Origin of the sequence: Actinokineospora cianjurensis, assembly GCF_003663795.1 — a bacterium.
Taxonomy (GTDB): Bacteria; Actinomycetota; Actinomycetes; order Mycobacteriales; family Pseudonocardiaceae; genus Actinokineospora; species Actinokineospora terrae.
The window spans coordinates 1,313,789-1,329,914 of record NZ_RCDD01000001.1; the positions used below are offsets into that span (position 1 = coordinate 1,313,789).

The following is a 16,126-nucleotide window of genomic DNA, read 5'->3' on the forward strand; positions in this document are numbered from 1 at the left end:
AGGACACCCCGTGCCGACCCCACCCCGCCGCCGGACCCCCGCCGCAGGCCCCGCCCGCCGCCCCCGCGTCGCGGGCCTGCGCAAGCCGACCGCCCCCGCGCCCGCCGGGGACGACCAGCAGCCGCTGCCCGGGGCCACCCCGGACCCCGGTGATCACGGCACCACCGTCGCCCCGGAACCCGCCGCACTGACCGGACCCGAGTCCGCTGACCTCCCGCCCGCCGAGCCGGGGCACCAGGGCGTGCCTGCCGAGGCCGAGCCGGACGACGCGGACGGGGCCGACCAGGAGCCGCCGGAGAACGTGCTCGGCCAGCCCCTCGACATCGCCGCCCCCGCCCGCGCGGTGCCTGCCCCGATCGACCCCGACCCCGCTGACCACCGCGAACAACTCGTCGCCGACGGTGTCATCGGTGCCGACGAGCCGGTCCGCCCGACCGGCAAGCCCAGGCTGAGCGGCACCCCCGTCCCCGCCGCGGTCCCCGTCGTCGAGGATCCCCCGGCCGCCCGCTCGCGGCTGGGCGGGACCGCCCTGCTGCTGCTCCTGCTCGCCGTGCTGTTCGCGGGCGCGGGCCTGTTCTTCAAGGGCAAGTACGACTCGCTGACCTCCAGCGTCGACAGCGGCAACACGGCCCTGGTCGACGCGGCGGCCACCAGCGAGGTCACCGGCAGGCTCACCGTCGCCGTCGAGCGGACCCTCTCGTACAGCTACACCGACCTCGACGCCAACGCCACGGCCGTGCGGGAGACCCTGGCCGGGACCGCCACGTGCGAGTACGACAAGCTGTTCGGGCAGGTCCGCAAGCTGGCCCCGGAGCAGAAGCTGGTGTTGACGACGAAGGTCCGCAAGATCGGCGTCACCCGGCTCGACGGGGACCGGGCGGACCTGCTGGTCTTCGTCGACCAGTCCACCACGCGCGCCGACCAGGCCCAGACGACCGCCAGCGGGGCGGTGTTCGGGGTCCGCGCGGAGCGGCTCGGCGGTGCGTGGAAGATCACGGATTTCGACATGCTCGACCAGGCCCTGCCGGGCGGCCAGAGCACCGCCGGGTGCTGAGCGCGAACGGGGTAGCAGCTGCGTTTGCGCAGGTCAAGCGTTGATCGGTGAGCGGATGTGCACTGCTGCAAAAGTGGTCTGGTTCGCGTGGCATCTTGACTACGGGACCGGCCGGGGTCAGTCTGTTACCCAGCACGTACTGAGCGGGAGGACCGATTGAGCGGCGGGCCTCGACAGTCGCCTCTATAGTGGCTAGACTGCCCCTTTGCGCTGCCCACTTTCCGCACGCCCTTTGCCAAGAGCTAGGATGTTGGGCACGACGGCACCCTTGACAGACGCGTTGTCTCTTGCTAGCGCGGCTGTCAACCGCTCATAGTCCTGGAAGGACGCATCTTGGCAGTCTCCCGCGCGACCAAGGCCACTGCTGCGACCAACTCCACCCCCTCGAACTCGGGCATCCCGAACGCCCCCCGCCGGGTCTCGTTCGCCAAGATCCGCGAGCCCCTGGGTACCCCCAACCTGCTGGACCTGCAGATCCAGTCGTTCGAGTGGTTCACCGGCGCCGAGGCGTGGTTCCAGCGCCGCGTCGACGCCGGTGACGAGAACCCGGTCGGCGGCCTTGAGGAAGTCCTCAACGAGATCTCCCCGATCGAGGACTTCTCCGGGTCCATGTCCCTGTCCTTCTCCGACCCGCGCTTCGACGAGGTCAAAGCCTCGGTGGAGGAGTGCAAGGACAAGGACATGACGTACGCGGCCCCGCTGTTCGTCACCGCGGAGTTCACCAACAACACCACCGGCGAGATCAAGAGCCAGACGGTGTTCATGGGCGACTTCCCGGTGATGACCAACAAGGGCACGTTCATCATCAACGGCACCGAGCGTGTCGTGGTCTCGCAGCTGGTCAGGTCGCCCGGTGTCTACTTCGACACCAACATCGACAAGACGACCGACAAGGACGTCTTCAGCGTCAAGGTCATCCCGAGCCGGGGTGCGTGGCTGGAGTTCGACGTCGACAAGCGCGACACCGTCGGCGTCCGCATCGACCGCAAGCGCCGCCAGCCGGTCACCGTGCTGCTCAAGGCGCTCGGCTGGACGACCGAGGCGATCCGCGAGCGGTTCTCCTTCTCCGAGACGCTGCTGGCGACCCTGGAGAAGGACCACACCGCCGGTACCGACGAGGCGCTGCTCGACATCTACCGCAAGCTGCGCCCGGGTGAGCCGCCGACCAAGGAGTCCGCGCAGACCCTGCTGGAGAACCTGTTCTTCAAGGACAAGCGCTACGACCTCGCCAAGGTGGGCCGCTACAAGGTCAACAAGAAGCTGGGTGTCGCGCTGCCGGTGCAGACCGGGGTGCTCACCGAGGACGACATCGTCACCACGATCGAGTACCTGGTGCGCCTGCACGCCGGTGACACCAACATGACCGTCGGCAAGGGCGAGAGCGCCAACGAGGTGCCGGTCGAGGTCGACGACATCGACCACTTCGGCAACCGCCGCCTGCGCACCGTGGGTGAGCTGATCCAGAACCAGATCCGGGTCGGCCTGTCCCGCATGGAGCGCGTCGTCCGCGAGCGGATGACCACCCAGGACGTCGAGGCGATCACCCCGCAGACCCTGATCAACATCCGGCCGGTCGTCGCCGCGATCAAGGAGTTCTTCGGCACCTCGCAGCTCTCGCAGTTCATGGACCAGACCAACCCGGTCGCCGGTCTCACGCACAAGCGGCGCCTGTCCGCGCTCGGCCCGGGTGGTCTGTCCCGGGAGCGCGCGGGCATGGAGGTCCGCGACGTGCACCACAGCCACTACGGCCGCATGTGCCCGATCGAGACCCCGGAAGGCCCGAACATCGGCCTGATCGGCTCGCTGTCGAGCTACGCGCGGGTCAACCCGTTCGGCTTCATCGAGACCCCGTACCGCAAGGTCGTCGAGGGCCAGGTCACCGACCAGATCGACTACCTGACCGCGGACGAGGAAGACCGGCACGTCATCGCCCAGGCGAACGCGCCGCTCGACGACCAGAACCACTTCGAGGAAGAGCGCGTGCTCGTCCGCAAGAAGGGCGGCGAGGTCGAGTTCATCGAGCCGTTCGACGTGGACTACATGGACGTCTCGCCGCGGCAGATGGTGTCGGTCGCGACCGCGATGATCCCGTTCCTCGAGCACGACGCGGCCAACCGCGCGCTGATGGGCGCCAACATGCAGCGCCAGGCGGTGCCGCTGCTGCGCAGCGAGTCGCCGCTGGTCGGCACCGGCATGGAGCTGCGCGCCGCGGTCGACGGCGGCGACCTGGTGGTCGCGGCCAAGAGCGGTGTGGTGGAGGAGCTCTCCGCCGACTTCGTCACGATCATGGCCGATGACGGCACCCGGCAGACCTACGGGATGCACAAGTTCCGCCGGTCCAACCAGGGCACCTGCATCAACCAGAAGCCGATCATCGCCGAGGGCGACCGGATCGAGGCAGGCCAGGTCATCGCCGACGGTCCGTGCACCGAGGACGGCGAGATGGCCCTCGGCAAGAACCTGCTCGTGGCGATCATGCCGTGGGAGGGCCACAACTACGAGGACGCGATCATCCTGTCGCAGCGCCTCGTGCAGGACGACGTGCTCACCTCGATCCACATCGACGAGCACGAGATCGACGCCCGCGACACCAAGCTCGGTGCCGAGGAGATCACCCGGGACATCCCGAACGTCTCCGAGGAGGTGCTCGCCGACCTCGACGAGCGCGGCATCATCCGCATCGGTGCCGAGGTCGGCGCCGGGGACATCCTGGTCGGCAAGGTCACGCCCAAGGGCGAGACCGAGCTGACCCCGGAGGAGCGGCTGCTGCGCGCGATCTTCGGCGAGAAGGCGCGCGAGGTGCGCGACACCTCGCTGAAGGTGCCGCACGGCGAGACCGGCAAGGTCATCGGCATCCGGGTGTTCTCCCGCGAGGACGAGGACGAGCTGCCCCCCGGCGTCAACGAGCTGGTCCGGGTCTACGTCGCGCAGAAGCGCAAGATCCAGGACGGCGACAAGCTCGCGGGCCGCCACGGCAACAAGGGCGTCATCGGCAAGATCCTCCCCGTCGAGGACATGCCCTTCCTGCCCGACGGCACCCCGGTCGACGTCGTGCTGAACACCCACGGTGTGCCCCGTCGTATGAACATCGGGCAGATCCTGGAGTCGCACCTCGGCTGGATCGCCAAGCAGGGCTGGCAGATCGAGGGCAGCCCCGACTGGGCCTCGAAGCTGCCGGAGGACCTCTACGACGTCGAGCCCGACACCAACACCGCGACCCCGGTGTTCGACGGCGTCAAGGAGAACGAGCTCTCTGGTCTGCTCGCCTCCACCCGGCCCAACCGCGACGGTGAGCGGATGGTCAAGGAGGACGGCAAGGCGCAGCTGTTCGACGGCCGCAGCGGCGAGCCGTACCCGTACCCGGTCTCGGTCGGCTACATGTACATCCTCAAGCTGCTGCACCTGGTCGACGACAAGATCCACGCCCGCTCGACCGGCCCGTACTCGATGATCACCCAGCAGCCGCTCGGTGGTAAGGCGCAGTTCGGTGGCCAGCGCTTCGGTGAGATGGAGTGCTGGGCCATGCAGGCGTACGGCGCCGCCTACACGCTGCAGGAACTGCTGACCATCAAGTCCGACGACGTCCTGGGCCGCGTGAAGGTCTACGAGGCGATCGTCAAGGGCGAGAACATCCCCGAGCCGGGCATCCCGGAGTCGTTCAAGGTGCTCCTCAAGGAGCTCCAGTCGCTGTGCCTGAACGTGGAGGTCCTCTCCAGCGACGGTGCCGCGATCGAGATGCGCGACGGGGACGACGAGGACCTGGAGCGCGCCGCGGCCAACCTCGGCATCAACCTGTCCCGCAATGAGTCCCCGTCCGTCGACGACGTGGTGAATTAACCTCGCTGCCGCCGCCGGGACGGCTCGGAAAACCGTCCCGGCGGGCAGGCGCTGATCCCCCATTTTCGTGCTGTAACCAAGAAGGGGAGAAGAACAGACGTGCTGGACGTCAACTTCTTCGATGAGCTCCGCATCGGTTTGGCCACTGCTGACGACATCCGCCAGTGGTCCTTTGGTGAGGTTAAGAAGCCCGAGACCATCAACTACCGGACGCTGAAGCCGGAAAAGGATGGGCTGTTCTGCGAGAAGATCTTCGGTCCCACCAGGGACTGGGAGTGCTACTGCGGCAAGTACAAGCGCGTGCGCTTCAAGGGCATCATCTGCGAGCGCTGCGGCGTCGAGGTCACCCGCGCCAAGGTGCGCCGCGAGCGGATGGGCCACATCGAGCTGGCCGCCCCGGTCACCCACATCTGGTACTTCAAGGGCGTCCCGTCCCGGTTGGGCTACCTGCTCGACCTGGCCCCCAAGGACCTCGAGAAGATCATCTACTTCGCCGCCTACGTGATCACCTCGGTGAACGCCGAGCTGCGGCACAACGACCTGCCGACCCTCGAGTCCGAGATGGGCGTCGAGCGCAAGCAGGTCGAGAACAAGCGCGACGCCGACATCGAGGGCCGCGCGCAGAAGCTCGAGGCCGACCTCGCGCAGCTCGAGGCCGAGGGCGCCAAGTCCGACGTGCGCCGCAAGGTCAAGGAGGGCGGCGAGCGGGAGATGCGCCAGCTCCGCGACCGCGCCCAGCGCGAGCTCGACCGGCTCGACGAGATCTGGACGACCTTCACCAAGCTCGACATCAAGCAGCTCATCGCCGACGAGATGCTCTACCGCGAGCTGATCGACCGCTACGGCGACTACTTCACCGGCTCGATGGGCGCCGAGGCCATCCAGACCCTGGCCCGCGACTTCGACGTCGACGCCGAGGCCGACATCCTGCGCGAGACCATCCGCAGCGGCAAGGGCCAGAAGAAGCTGCGCGCGCTCAAGCGGCTCAAGGTCGTCGCCGCGTTCCAGGCGACCCGCAACTCGCCGATGGGCATGGTCCTGGACTGCGTCCCGGTCATCCCGCCGGACCTGCGGCCGATGGTGCAGCTCGACGGTGGCCGCTTCGCCACCTCCGACCTCAACGACCTGTACCGCCGCGTGATCAACCGCAACAACCGGTTGAAGCGGCTGATCGACCTCGGCGCGCCCGAGATCATCGTCAACAACGAGAAGCGGATGCTGCAGGAGGCCGTCGACGCGCTGTTCGACAACGGCCGCCGCGGTCGTCCGGTCACCGGCCCGGGCAACCGGCCGCTGAAGTCGCTGTCCGACCTGCTCAAGGGCAAGCAGGGCCGGTTCCGCCAGAACCTGCTCGGCAAGCGCGTCGACTACTCCGGCCGTTCGGTCATCGTCGTGGGCCCGCAGCTCAAGCTGCACCAGTGCGGCCTGCCCAAGGCGATGGCGCTCGAGCTGTTCAAGCCGTTCGTGATGAAGCGCCTGGTCGACCTCAACCACGCGCAGAACATCAAGTCCGCCAAGCGGATGGTCGAGCGCGCGCGCCCGGCCGTGTGGGACGTGCTCGAAGAGGTCATCACCGAACACCCGGTGATGCTCAACCGCGCACCCACCCTGCACCGCCTCGGCATCCAGGCGTTCGAGCCGCAGCTCGTCGAGGGCAAGGCCATCCAGCTGCACCCGCTGGTCTGCGAGGCGTTCAACGCGGACTTCGACGGCGACCAGATGGCGGTCCACCTGCCGCTCTCGGCCGAGGCCCAGGCCGAGGCCCGGATCCTGATGCTGTCGTCGAACAACATCCTGTCCCCGGCCTCGGGTCGCCCGCTGGCGATGCCGCGACTGGACATGGTCACCGGCATCTACCACCTGACCCGCCCCAAGGAGGGCGGCCTCGGTGAGGGCCTGGCGTTCTCCTCCCCGGCCGAGGCGATCATGGCCTTCGACCGCAAGGTCATCGGCCTGCAGTCGGCGGTCAAGATCCGCATCCACGACCGCTACCCCGGCCCCGGCATGCAGCCGGAGGGCTGGACCCCCGGCCAGCCGTGGCTGGCCGAGACCACCCTCGGTCGCGTGCTGTTCAACGAGCTGCTCCCGGCGGACTACCCGTTCATGAACGAGCCGATGCCCAAGAAGCGTCAGGCCGCGATCGTGAACGACCTCGCCGAGCGCTACCCGATGGTCACCGTGGCGCGGACGCTGGACAAGCTCAAGGACGCCGGCTTCTACTGGGCCACGCGCTCCGGTGTCACCATCGCCATCTCCGACGTCGTCGTGCCGCCCGCCAAGCAGGGCATCCTCGACGAGTACGAGAAGAAGGCCGACACGGTCGAGAAGCGCTACCAGCGCGGCCAGCTCTCCGCCTCCGAGCGCAACAACGAGCTCGTCAAGGTGTGGTCGAACGCGACGGAGGACGTCGCGCGCGCCATGGAGGAGAACTTCCCCGACGACAACCCGATCCCCACGATCGTGAAGTCCGGCGCCGCGGGCAACATGACCCAGATCCGCCAGCTCGCAGGCATGAACGGTCTGGTCACCAACCCGCGTGGTGAGTTCATCCCGCGTCCGATCAAGGCCAATTTCCGCGAGGGCCTGTCGGTGCTGGAGTACTTCATCGCGACGCACGGTGCCCGAAAGGGTCTCGCCGACACCGCGCTGCGCACCGCCGACTCGGGTTACCTGACCCGGCGCCTGGTGGACGTGTCGCAGGACGTCATCGTCCGCGAGGTCGACTGCGGCACCTCGCGCGGCATCCTGATGAAGCTGGGCGAGCAGGCTGGCGACAAGGTCGTGCGCGCCCAGTACGTGGAGACCGGCGTGTACGCGCGCTGCGTCGCCGGTGAGGTCAAGGACTCCGACGGCAACGTCATCCTCAACCGCGCCGACGACCTGGGCGACCCGGCCATCGAGCGGCTGCTGTCGTCGAACGTCACCGAGGTCAAGGTGCGCTCCGTGCTCACCTGCGAGGCCCAGGTCGGCGTCTGCGCGACCTGCTACGGGCGCTCGATGGCGACCGGCCAGCTGGTCGACATCGGTGAGGCCGTCGGTATCGTCGCGGCGCAGTCCATCGGTGAGCCCGGCACCCAGCTGACCATGCGTACGTTCCAGCAGGGTGGCGTCGTCAACGACGACATCACCACTGGTCTGCCGCGTGTGCAGGAGCTCTTCGAGGCCCGCGTGCCCAAGGGCAAGGCGCCCATCGCCGACGTCGACGGCCGCGTCCGCATCGAGGACGGCGACCGGTTCTGGAAGATCACCCTCACGCCGGACGACGGCAGCGAGGAGATCATCTTCGAGAAGCTGTCCAAGCGCCAGCGGCTCGCGGCCACCCCGGACGGCCCGCTGTCCGACGGCGACCACGTGGCGGTCGGCCAGCAGCTGCTCGAAGGTACCCGGGACCCGCACGAGGTTCTGCGCGTGATGGGCCCCCGCGAGGCGCAGCTGCACCTCGTCGACGAGGTCCAGAAGGTGTACCGCGCGCAGGGCGTGTCGATCCACGACAAGCACATCGAGGTCATCGTCCGGCAGATGCTGCGCCGGGTGACCATCCTCGACAGCGGTGCCGCGGAGTTCCTGCCCGGAGCACTCATCGAGCGCGCCGAGTTCGAGTCCGAGAACCGCCGCGTCGTGGCCGCCGGTGGCGAACCCGCCTCCGGCCGCCCGGTCCTGATGGGCATCACCAAGGCGTCGCTGGCCACCGACTCGTGGCTGTCGGCGGCCTCCTTCCAGGAGACCACCCGAGTCCTCACCGACGCGGCCATCAACGGCCGCTCGGACCGACTCGTGGGCCTCAAGGAGAACGTCATCATCGGTAAGTTGATCCCGGCGGGCACCGGCATCAACAAGTACCGCAACATCCAGGTCCAGCCCACCGAAGAAGCCCGGGTAGCCGCCTACGCGATCCCGTCCTACGACGACGGCTACTACACCCCGGACGTCTTCGGCACCGGCACCGGCGCCGCAGTCCCGCTCGACGACTACGACTTCGGTCGCGACTACCGCTAGACACTTCACCACCAGAACGCCCCCGGCCTCCTCGGCCGGGGGCGTTCTGCTATTCCCCGCACAGAGCCTCTCTTGCGCGGCGGAGGTTCTGGATAGCCAAGTCCGGGCCGAGGGGGGGGTTGGGGCGCGGCGTTCTGTAGTGGTGATGGGCGCTGGCAAAGGTGGTGTGGAAGACCCTCGGGGTAGGGCAACCGCGGTGGGGGTGGGGTCGTATTGATCTTCGGCGGTCGCCCGGGGGTGCTTGGTGGGTGACCGGCTGTCGATCGGTTCCCTCACCAGAGGACGCATGTGGTTCACCTCTTAGGCCGGGTCGTGCCCGGTGTGTTCGCTGTGTTGGTCTTGGTGCTCGCGGTGCGCGCGGAGGCCGTCGATCTCGCGGTGTACCGGGCGGGTGCGGAAGTCGTGCTGTCCGGCGGGAGGCTTTACGCGGCACCGGTTTGGCGTGATCTGGCGTTCACCTATCCACCGTTCGCCGCGCTCGTCTTCACGCCACTTGCGTTGGTGCCGCCGCTGACGGCGAAGGTGTTCGCGGTGGTGGGCAACAGTGCGTTGCTGGTGTTCATCGTGCGGCGTTCGTGGCGTGCAGCAGGCGGCCGACCGGTTGTCGCGGCGGTTGTCGGGTTTGTGCTGCTCACGGAATCGGTGCACGCGAGCATCTACGTGGGTCAGGTCAACCTGTTGCTCGTCGCACTGGTGCTGGGGGATCTCACTGGTCGCGGCCGCGGGATCGGAGTGGGCATCGCCGCCGGCCTCAAGCTGACGCCGCTGCTGTTCGTGGTCTACCTCGTCGCCGTCCGTCGATTCCGGGATGCCGCCGTGACCGTGGCCGTCGCGGCGGCCACCGTGGCCCTGGGCTTCGCTGTCCTGCCCGCCGACTCCGCGGCCTACTGGCTGGACGGCATGTTCGCCGACCCCGCCCGCATCTACGCCGACCTCACCTCCAGCCACAACCAGTCCCTGCGCGGCCTCCTGCTCCGCGCGGACCTCCCCGCGCTCTGGCCGTGGACCGCCGCCTTGGTCTGCCTGCTCACCCTCGTCGCCGCCTGCCGCTGCGACCGCCTTCTCGCGACGACCCTGGTCGGACTCTGCGCGGCCGCGATCTCGCCCTGGTCGTGGGGCCACCACTGGGTGTGGATAGTCCCGCTGACCGTCGTCGTCGCCGACCGGGTCTTCCGCCGTCGCCACTGGGTCTGGCTCGCCCCAGGCGTGCTCCTGGTGGCGACCTCGCCGTGGGTGCTCGCCCTGGCCGACCCGCCCGACGCGGCCGGTCCCGCGGTGCTGACCTCCGGCCCGCTGTGGTTCCTCGTGGGCAACCTGTACCTGGTGCTGTTCGCGACCGTGCTGGGCTTGGCGCTGTGGACGGGCCGTTCCGTGCGCGGCGAGCGCTGATCCAGGATGGGAACCTATCGCGGAAATCGGACTGTGGGAGGATTTCCGGGACTGGGGATCGGTGCCTGACTGGTGGGTATTCTTTGCTGCGAAGGTGGCTTCTTTGTGTCCTCGCGGGCCTGGTGACCTGCGGGATCTTGTTCCAAGCGACCAGAGCCGTGCCTGTTGACCTGGCTGTTTATCGCGCAGGTGCGGAATTCGCCAGGGCCGGGATCGATTTGTACGCGGGCCCGGTCGCCACTGGGCTGCTGTTCACTTATCCGCCGTTTTCCGCCATTCTTTTCCTGCCGTTGACGGTGCTGGGCCTGGATGTGGCGCAAGTGGCCGTGGTGGCGCTCAACGGTGGGTTGCTCTGCTTCATCGCTCGGCGGTCCGCGGCGCGGTGGTGGCCGGTGGTGGTTGTGGCCGCGTTGTGCACGGAGGCGGTGCACACGAGCGTCAACCTGGGGCAGGTCAACCTGGCGTTGGTGGCGCTCGTGCTGGCGGCGCCGAGGGTTGGGGTGGGGGTCGCGGCGGGGGTGAAGTTGACGCCGTTGATCTTTGTGGTGGGGATGGTGGTGCGGCGGGAGTTCACGGCGGCCGCGGTGGCGGTGGGGGTGGCGGCGGGGACCGTGGGGGTCGGGTTCCTCCTGCTGCCACAGGACTCGGTCGACTACTGGCTGGGCGGCCTCTTCGCCGACTCGGGCCGCGTCTACGCCGAGCCCGGGTCGTCGCACAACCAGTCGCTGCGCGGCCTGTTGCTGCGGCTGGGCGTGGAGTCGCCGGTGGTGTGGCTCGCCATCGCCGCCGCGGTGGCCGCCGGGGCGTTCGTGCTGGCAGCCAAGGCTGATCGCGTCCTCGCCGTCGCCATCGTGGGCATGACCGGGGCCGCGGTGTCACCCTGGTCCTGGGGCCACCACTGGGTCTGGGTGGTCCCGCTCATCGCCGTCGTCGGCCGCGAACTCGCGGCCAAGCGGTGGATGTGGCTGTTACCCGTGCCGTTCCTGCTCGGCACCCTCCCACCGGTCCTGGCAACAGCGAACCCACTGGGAGCCGGGGCCGTTCCCGTACTCACCAGCGGGCCGCTGTGGCTCCTCGTGAGCAACACCTACCTGCTGCTCTTCCTCGCCACCCTGCTGTCCATCGCTCTTAGCCGAAGACAGGCGTCACGAGGTAAGAGCTGCTTGCGAAGCTCTCGGTCGGAACTTCCTTAGACCCGTCGTCCGCGTATCGGTAGACGCCTGCGTTAGGGGCGGTCACGAAGGGGGCTTGGACGACGGCGGCGGTGAAGTAGTTCTCGATCACCGGGTAGCGGCCCCACGGCGTGTAGTGGGTGGCCACGTAGGTGATGCCCGGTTGGACCGGGATCGGGGTCGTGAAGGTGAACTCCCACAGCGAGGTCTGGGTCGACTGCACCTCTCCGAGGAGCTGCCCGTCCGCGGTCCACAGCCGGACCGCGCGGGTGCCCTCGGCGGGGTAGTGCCGGTTGTCGGCGCGGATGCCCGTGATGACGCCGGGCCGGTCGACCTGGAAGCGGGTGCCGACCTCGACTGGGCGTGGGTCGGCGGCGGTGTCGGTGAAGGTGGTGTCGGCGCGGCCGGGCAGTGTCAACGCGCAGCTGGTGCAGGGCAAGAGGGCTTGCGGGCCCTGCCCGATCCAGAAGTGCTGTTGCGGGAACGGCGCGGGCTGGACGTCGGACGCCGAGGATGCCCGGGTGAGCACGGATGCCAGGCCGGGGCTGGTGAAGGTGTGGGTGGTGCTCCACGTGGCCTGGGAGAACGACCCGCGGACGGCGGCGCTCTCCCAGGTCTGGCCCGCGTCGAAGGACACGTCGACGCCGGTGATCTGCTTCTCGGGGGCGCTCGACCACGTGCGATAGCTCGCGGAGCCGGCGACCAGCACGGGTGAGCCGAGCGGGAGCACGTTGTTCGGCCCTGGCGAGCTGATCGACGACTGCACCCTGTCCTGCGCCGGGACCCCGGCCGGGGAGGCGAAGACGGGCGTGACGGAGTAGTGGCTGTTGGCGTACGACTCGGTGGGGACGCCCTCGCTGCCGTCATCCGCGTACCGGTACACCCCCGCGCCCTGCCCGACGACGAACGGCGCCTGGACGACGGCGGCCGCGAAGTAGTTCTCGGTCACCGGGTAGTGGCCCCACGGGACGTAGTGGCCCGCCACGTAGGTGACGCCGGGCTGGACCGGGATCGGCGTCGGGAAGGTGAACGTCGAGCTCCAGGGGTAGGCCAGTGTGGCCTCGCCCAGGAGTTCGCCGTCCGCGGTCCACAGGCGGCCGAGGCGGACGCCCTCGCCCTGGTCGTAGGCGTTGTAGCTGTCGACGCCGGTGATGAAGCCGGGGCGGTCGACCTGGAACCGGGTGCCGAGCTCGACCGGGCGCGGGTCCGGGTCGACGGCGGTGAAGGTCGTGTCGACGCGGTTGGGCAGTCGCAGCGAGCAGGTGGTGCAGTTCAGCGGTGCTCGCGGGCCCCGGCCGACCCAGAAGTGCCGCTGCGGGAACGGCGCAGGCTGGACCCCGGTGGCGGTCGACGCGCGGGACAGGACGGCCACCGGGCCCGGGGTGGTGAAGGTGTGGTCGACGGCCCACCAGGTGTCGCTGGTGGTCGCGCTCTCCCAGGTCTGGCCACCGTCGAAGGAGAGGTCGACGGCGGTGATCGGGGCACTGGAGCGGGCGGTGCCGGTGATCAGCACGGGCGTGCCGAGCGGGAGCACGCTGTCCTGGTCGGGGCTGCTGATCGCGGATTCCGGCTGGCCCGGCAGCGGCGCGGCGGTGGCGGGGGACGCGGTGGCGGGGATGAGCAGGGCGGCCGAGAGCAGGGCGACGAACCTGCGGAGCACGAGACCCTCCAGGGCTCAGGCGAAGACGGGGGACACCCAGTAGTTGCCGCCGTTGTAGGTCGAGCGCGGGTACGCGCCCGCCTGCCCGAACAGGCCGGGGGCGGAGTGGGGGAACGGCTCGTAGTTGTCGTAGTGCGCGGTGATCGGCGGGATGCTGATCCGCTGCGTGAAGTAGCCCGGCGTGGCGTAGTAGACGCCGTTGGGGGAGGTGTAGCTGACGACGTATCCGGCGAAGGGGTCGACCGGTACGGGGGACGCGAAGTTGAGCCGCGGGTAGTTGGCGTGCTCGGTAGTGCTGGCGAGGAGCGTCCCGTTCAGCGTCCAGAGGTGGGCGGTAATGCCCTCAGCCCACGGCAGGCCCGCCGCGAGTTGGACGCCGGTGACACTGCCGGGGCGGTCGACGAAGAAGCGGAGGCCGAGCTCTAGCGGTGCTCGCTCGTTGTAGAGCCTGCCGGTGCCTGGTGGCTCGAACACACACGGGCATACGGCGGAAGGGCGTTGCAGGTCCGCGATCCGCAGGTGCAGCACCTCGGTGGTGGTGGACTGCCGACTGTCGAGGACAACGCGGGCGAACACGGTCAGCGGCCCGATCTGCGGCTCGCTGGGGGTGAACGTGTACTCCCAGTCGGTCTGGCCCGCGCCCGCGATGACGATGAAGTGGTTCTGGTCGTGCAGAGCCAGCTCGGTGAACTTGACGCCGTCGCCCGGGAGCCCGGCCGAGTGACCGCGGAGGGTGACGGGCTGGCCGACCGGCACCTGCGCGTTGTCCGCGGGCAGGTCGACCCAGACCCGGGGGCTGTCCGCCCACGCGGTACCGGCGGTGAGCAACAGCAAGCCGAGAACGAGCGCGACCAGACGGCGCACAACGCCCTCCCCTCGGTCGGAGCGATTGCGCGCCAACGTATCCGAGCAGGTCACGGCGGGGACGCGGCCAAGCGGGTGACTCGCGCCGCTCGGGTCATGACCACTGCGCCAGGTGGTGGCCGACACCCCGAGTGGGCGTGTTGGGCTAGTCGCGGGGCTGGTGCCGGGATGGTGCCGGGATGGGTGGTCGGTACCCCGGGTGGGCGAGGTGGCCCCGGTCGGGGGACGATGCGGGGGGTGGGCCGGTCGCCCGGTCCGTCCACAGAGGACGCGGTCCCCGGGTGCTGAGACCATCCGGGGACCGCGTCGTCCTGGCCTACCTGGCGGCCAGGGCCTCGGTGGCGACCGTGATCAACCGCCGCAGGCTCTCCGGTCGGTAGACCATCTCGACGCCGTCCCGGTCGCCGAGGACGATGGCGATGCCGTCCTCGCCCGCGTTGAAGCTGCGCATCGGGCAGTCGTCGGCCACCTCCAGCCCAGCGCTGACCCGCACCTCGGTGGAGCTCGTGTACATCCGGACCCTCCTCGTGGAGTGCTGTTTCCGGTGCTCAGCGTATAGCTAGCAACCAAGCTGCATCTATAACACTATCGAGTGATATCGCGGAGGGTGATCGGTGCGGCACACTGGGCGGCCTCAACGAGTACGGGGAGCGAGATCGTGGAACGTGTTGACCCCTCGGCGCTGCGCTGGCTGATCGGTGTCGAGCTGACCAACTACCGCAAGCAGGCGGGCGCGTCGCAGGCGGAGGTCGGCAAGGCCCTGAAGATATCGGGTGGCATGGTCGCCCACTTCGAGGTCGGACGGCATTTGCCCTCACCGCAACAGATAGATGTCATGCTCAGCCACTACGGCGCCCCCCGCTACGACATCGACCGGCTGAGCTACCTCGCGGGCCGGGCCGACAAGAGCAGCTGGCTCGCCCGCTGGAACGACGTCATCCCCGACTGGCTGCGCACCTACATCGGCCTGGAGGGCCTGGCCTCCCACGTCGTCACCTACGCACCCCTGGTCCTCAACGCGCTGACGCAAACCCGCGACTACTCGGCAGGCGTGACCGCTCCTAGTTCGCGAGTACGACCAGATCAGGAAGAGCGCTTGGTGAGTTTGCGCATGGAGCGCCAGTTGCGGGCCCTTGCCGACGAGAACCCGTTGCACCTCACGATGCTCCTCGAAGAGTCCGTGCTCGACCGGCCCATCGGCGGGACGCCGGAGGTCATGCGAGGGCAGTTGGAGCATCTGCTGGCGCTGGCGGAGCGTGACAACATCGAAGTCCTGGTGCTGCCGACGGCCATCGGTCGTCACGATGGCTTGGAAGGTCAGTTCAGCCTGCTCCACTTCCGTGACGCGGAGGACAACCTCCAAGCGCAATCCGTTGTCTACGTAGAGATCCCGGATGACGCGATCTACATCCAGGAGCAGCGCCAGGTGGCCCAGTACACTCGTAACGCGGACCAGCTACGCGAGGTGGCTCTCTCACCGGCAGAGTCCGCCACCGCGATCCGAACCCGGCTGGCCGCGTTCGAGTGATCCCGGAGGCCCTGATGCAGAACCACACCTGGCGCAAGTCCACCCGCAGCAGCAACGGCAGCAACTGCGTCGAAGTCCGCAACGACCTCACGGCCGTCCGCGACTCCAAGAACCCGACCGGGCCTACCCTGTCCGTCGACTTCCAGGCCCTGGTCCGTCACCTGAGGGCGGAGTCATGACCTGGCGCAAGTCCACCCGCAGCAACAACGGCACCGACTGCGTCGAAGTCCGCAACGACCTCACGGCCGTCCGCGACTCCAAGAACCCGACCGGCCCAGCCCTGCCGGTCGACCTCCGGTCGCTGGTCCGCCACCTCAAGGGCTGAGCCCGACACCCGTGGGGCCCCGGTCGACTCGACCGGGGTCCCACGGCGTCGCCCGCTGCGGTCGGTGACGCTTCTTGGCCTCGTGGTCGTGACCGTCGTTCTGGTGGAGCTGACAAGCAAGACGCTGCTACTCGGCGTCGCCGTCGGCAGTGGTGTGGCGGTGGCGGGGCTGCTCGGGCAACGGTGGCGTGCCGAAGACCTCAAGAACTCGGAGGACGGCTCCGACTGAGGGTGGCGCTCGTCCCGGCTCGCACCAGCGGCCTGCCGCCTTCGGTCCCGTGGAACGAGTGGACCTGACGTT

12 protein-coding genes are annotated in these 16,126 nt (G+C 68.9%); 9 read left to right on the forward strand and 3 right to left on the reverse strand.

Annotation, left to right across the window (positions count from 1 at the left end; translation table 11 throughout):
• Positions 1 to 10: 10 nt before the first annotated feature.
• From CLV68_RS06315 to CLV68_RS06335, 5 genes are all read left to right on the forward strand, one after another.
• Positions 11 to 1,054 carry a hypothetical protein gene (locus CLV68_RS06315; RefSeq protein ID WP_121389571.1) on the forward strand — a complete coding sequence of 348 codons (1,044 nt, stop codon included), beginning with the start codon at positions 11 to 13 and terminating at the stop codon, positions 1,052 to 1,054.
• Between the two features lie 333 nt (positions 1,055 to 1,387).
• Positions 1,388 to 4,891, forward strand: a complete 3,504-nt coding sequence (rpoB, locus tag CLV68_RS06320; RefSeq protein ID WP_121389572.1) for a DNA-directed RNA polymerase subunit beta — start codon at positions 1,388 to 1,390, stop codon at positions 4,889 to 4,891.
• A gap of 99 nt (positions 4,892 to 4,990) precedes the next feature.
• The gene (locus CLV68_RS06325; protein WP_121389573.1) at positions 4,991 to 8,887 is read left to right on the forward strand and encodes a DNA-directed RNA polymerase subunit beta'; all 3,897 of its coding nucleotides are present in this window, start codon (positions 4,991 to 4,993) and stop codon (positions 8,885 to 8,887) included.
• 321 nt (positions 8,888 to 9,208) lie between these two features.
• Positions 9,209 to 10,276: a glycosyltransferase 87 family protein gene (locus CLV68_RS06330; protein ID WP_170224129.1), complete on the forward strand. Its 1,068-nt coding sequence runs from the start codon at positions 9,209 to 9,211 to the stop codon at positions 10,274 to 10,276.
• Positions 10,277 to 10,434: 158 nt separating this feature from the next.
• Positions 10,435 to 11,469 (forward strand): glycosyltransferase 87 family protein, encoded by a 1,035-nt coding sequence (locus tag CLV68_RS06335; RefSeq protein WP_170224131.1) that lies wholly within the window; start codon positions 10,435 to 10,437, stop codon positions 11,467 to 11,469.
• Here CLV68_RS06335 and CLV68_RS06340 read toward each other — a convergent pair.
• From CLV68_RS06340 to CLV68_RS06350, 3 genes are all read right to left on the reverse strand, one after another.
• Complete coding sequence (locus tag CLV68_RS06340) at positions 11,405 to 13,108, reverse strand: DUF4082 domain-containing protein (protein ID WP_121389575.1); 1,704 nt, start codon at positions 13,106 to 13,108, stop codon at positions 11,405 to 11,407. The genes CLV68_RS06335 and CLV68_RS06340 overlap by 65 nt on opposite strands.
• 15 nt (positions 13,109 to 13,123) lie before the next feature.
• Positions 13,124 to 13,972 (reverse strand): DUF4082 domain-containing protein, encoded by an 849-nt coding sequence (locus tag CLV68_RS06345; RefSeq protein WP_170224133.1) that lies wholly within the window; start codon positions 13,970 to 13,972, stop codon positions 13,124 to 13,126.
• Positions 13,973 to 14,288: 316 nt separating this feature from the next.
• Positions 14,289 to 14,486 carry a hypothetical protein gene (locus tag CLV68_RS06350; RefSeq protein WP_121389577.1) on the reverse strand — a complete coding sequence of 66 codons (198 nt, stop codon included), beginning with the start codon at positions 14,484 to 14,486 and terminating at the stop codon, positions 14,289 to 14,291.
• 144 nt (positions 14,487 to 14,630) lie between these two features.
• Between CLV68_RS06350 and CLV68_RS06355 the strand changes: the two genes are divergently transcribed.
• From CLV68_RS06355 to CLV68_RS33705, 4 genes are all read left to right on the forward strand, one after another.
• Positions 14,631 to 15,500 carry a helix-turn-helix domain-containing protein gene (locus tag CLV68_RS06355; protein WP_246009688.1) on the forward strand — a complete coding sequence of 290 codons (870 nt, stop codon included), beginning with the start codon at positions 14,631 to 14,633 and terminating at the stop codon, positions 15,498 to 15,500.
• Between the two features lie 14 nt (positions 15,501 to 15,514).
• Positions 15,515 to 15,679 carry a DUF397 domain-containing protein gene (locus tag CLV68_RS06360; protein ID WP_121391003.1) on the forward strand — a complete coding sequence of 55 codons (165 nt, stop codon included), beginning with the start codon at positions 15,515 to 15,517 and terminating at the stop codon, positions 15,677 to 15,679.
• Positions 15,676 to 15,825 (forward strand): DUF397 domain-containing protein, encoded by a 150-nt coding sequence (locus CLV68_RS06365; protein ID WP_121389578.1) that lies wholly within the window; start codon positions 15,676 to 15,678, stop codon positions 15,823 to 15,825. The genes CLV68_RS06360 and CLV68_RS06365 overlap by 4 nt, the downstream gene beginning before the upstream one ends.
• Before the next feature lie 88 nt (positions 15,826 to 15,913).
• The gene (locus tag CLV68_RS33705; RefSeq protein ID WP_170224135.1) at positions 15,914 to 16,054 is read left to right on the forward strand and encodes a hypothetical protein; all 141 of its coding nucleotides are present in this window, start codon (positions 15,914 to 15,916) and stop codon (positions 16,052 to 16,054) included.
• Positions 16,055 to 16,126: the final 72 nt, after the last annotated feature.

Excerpts from the sequence above, each read along its gene's own strand:
- CLV68_RS06350 (WP_121389577.1), bottom strand. The coding sequence starts at position 14,486 with ATGTACACGAGCTCCACCGAGGTGCGGGTCAGCGCTGGGCTGGAGGTG.
- CLV68_RS06360 (WP_121391003.1), top strand. The coding sequence starts at position 15,515 with ATGCAGAACCACACCTGGCGCAAGTCCACCCGCAGCAGCAACGGCAGC.
- CLV68_RS06365 (WP_121389578.1), top strand. The coding sequence starts at position 15,676 with ATGACCTGGCGCAAGTCCACCCGCAGCAACAACGGCACCGACTGCGTC.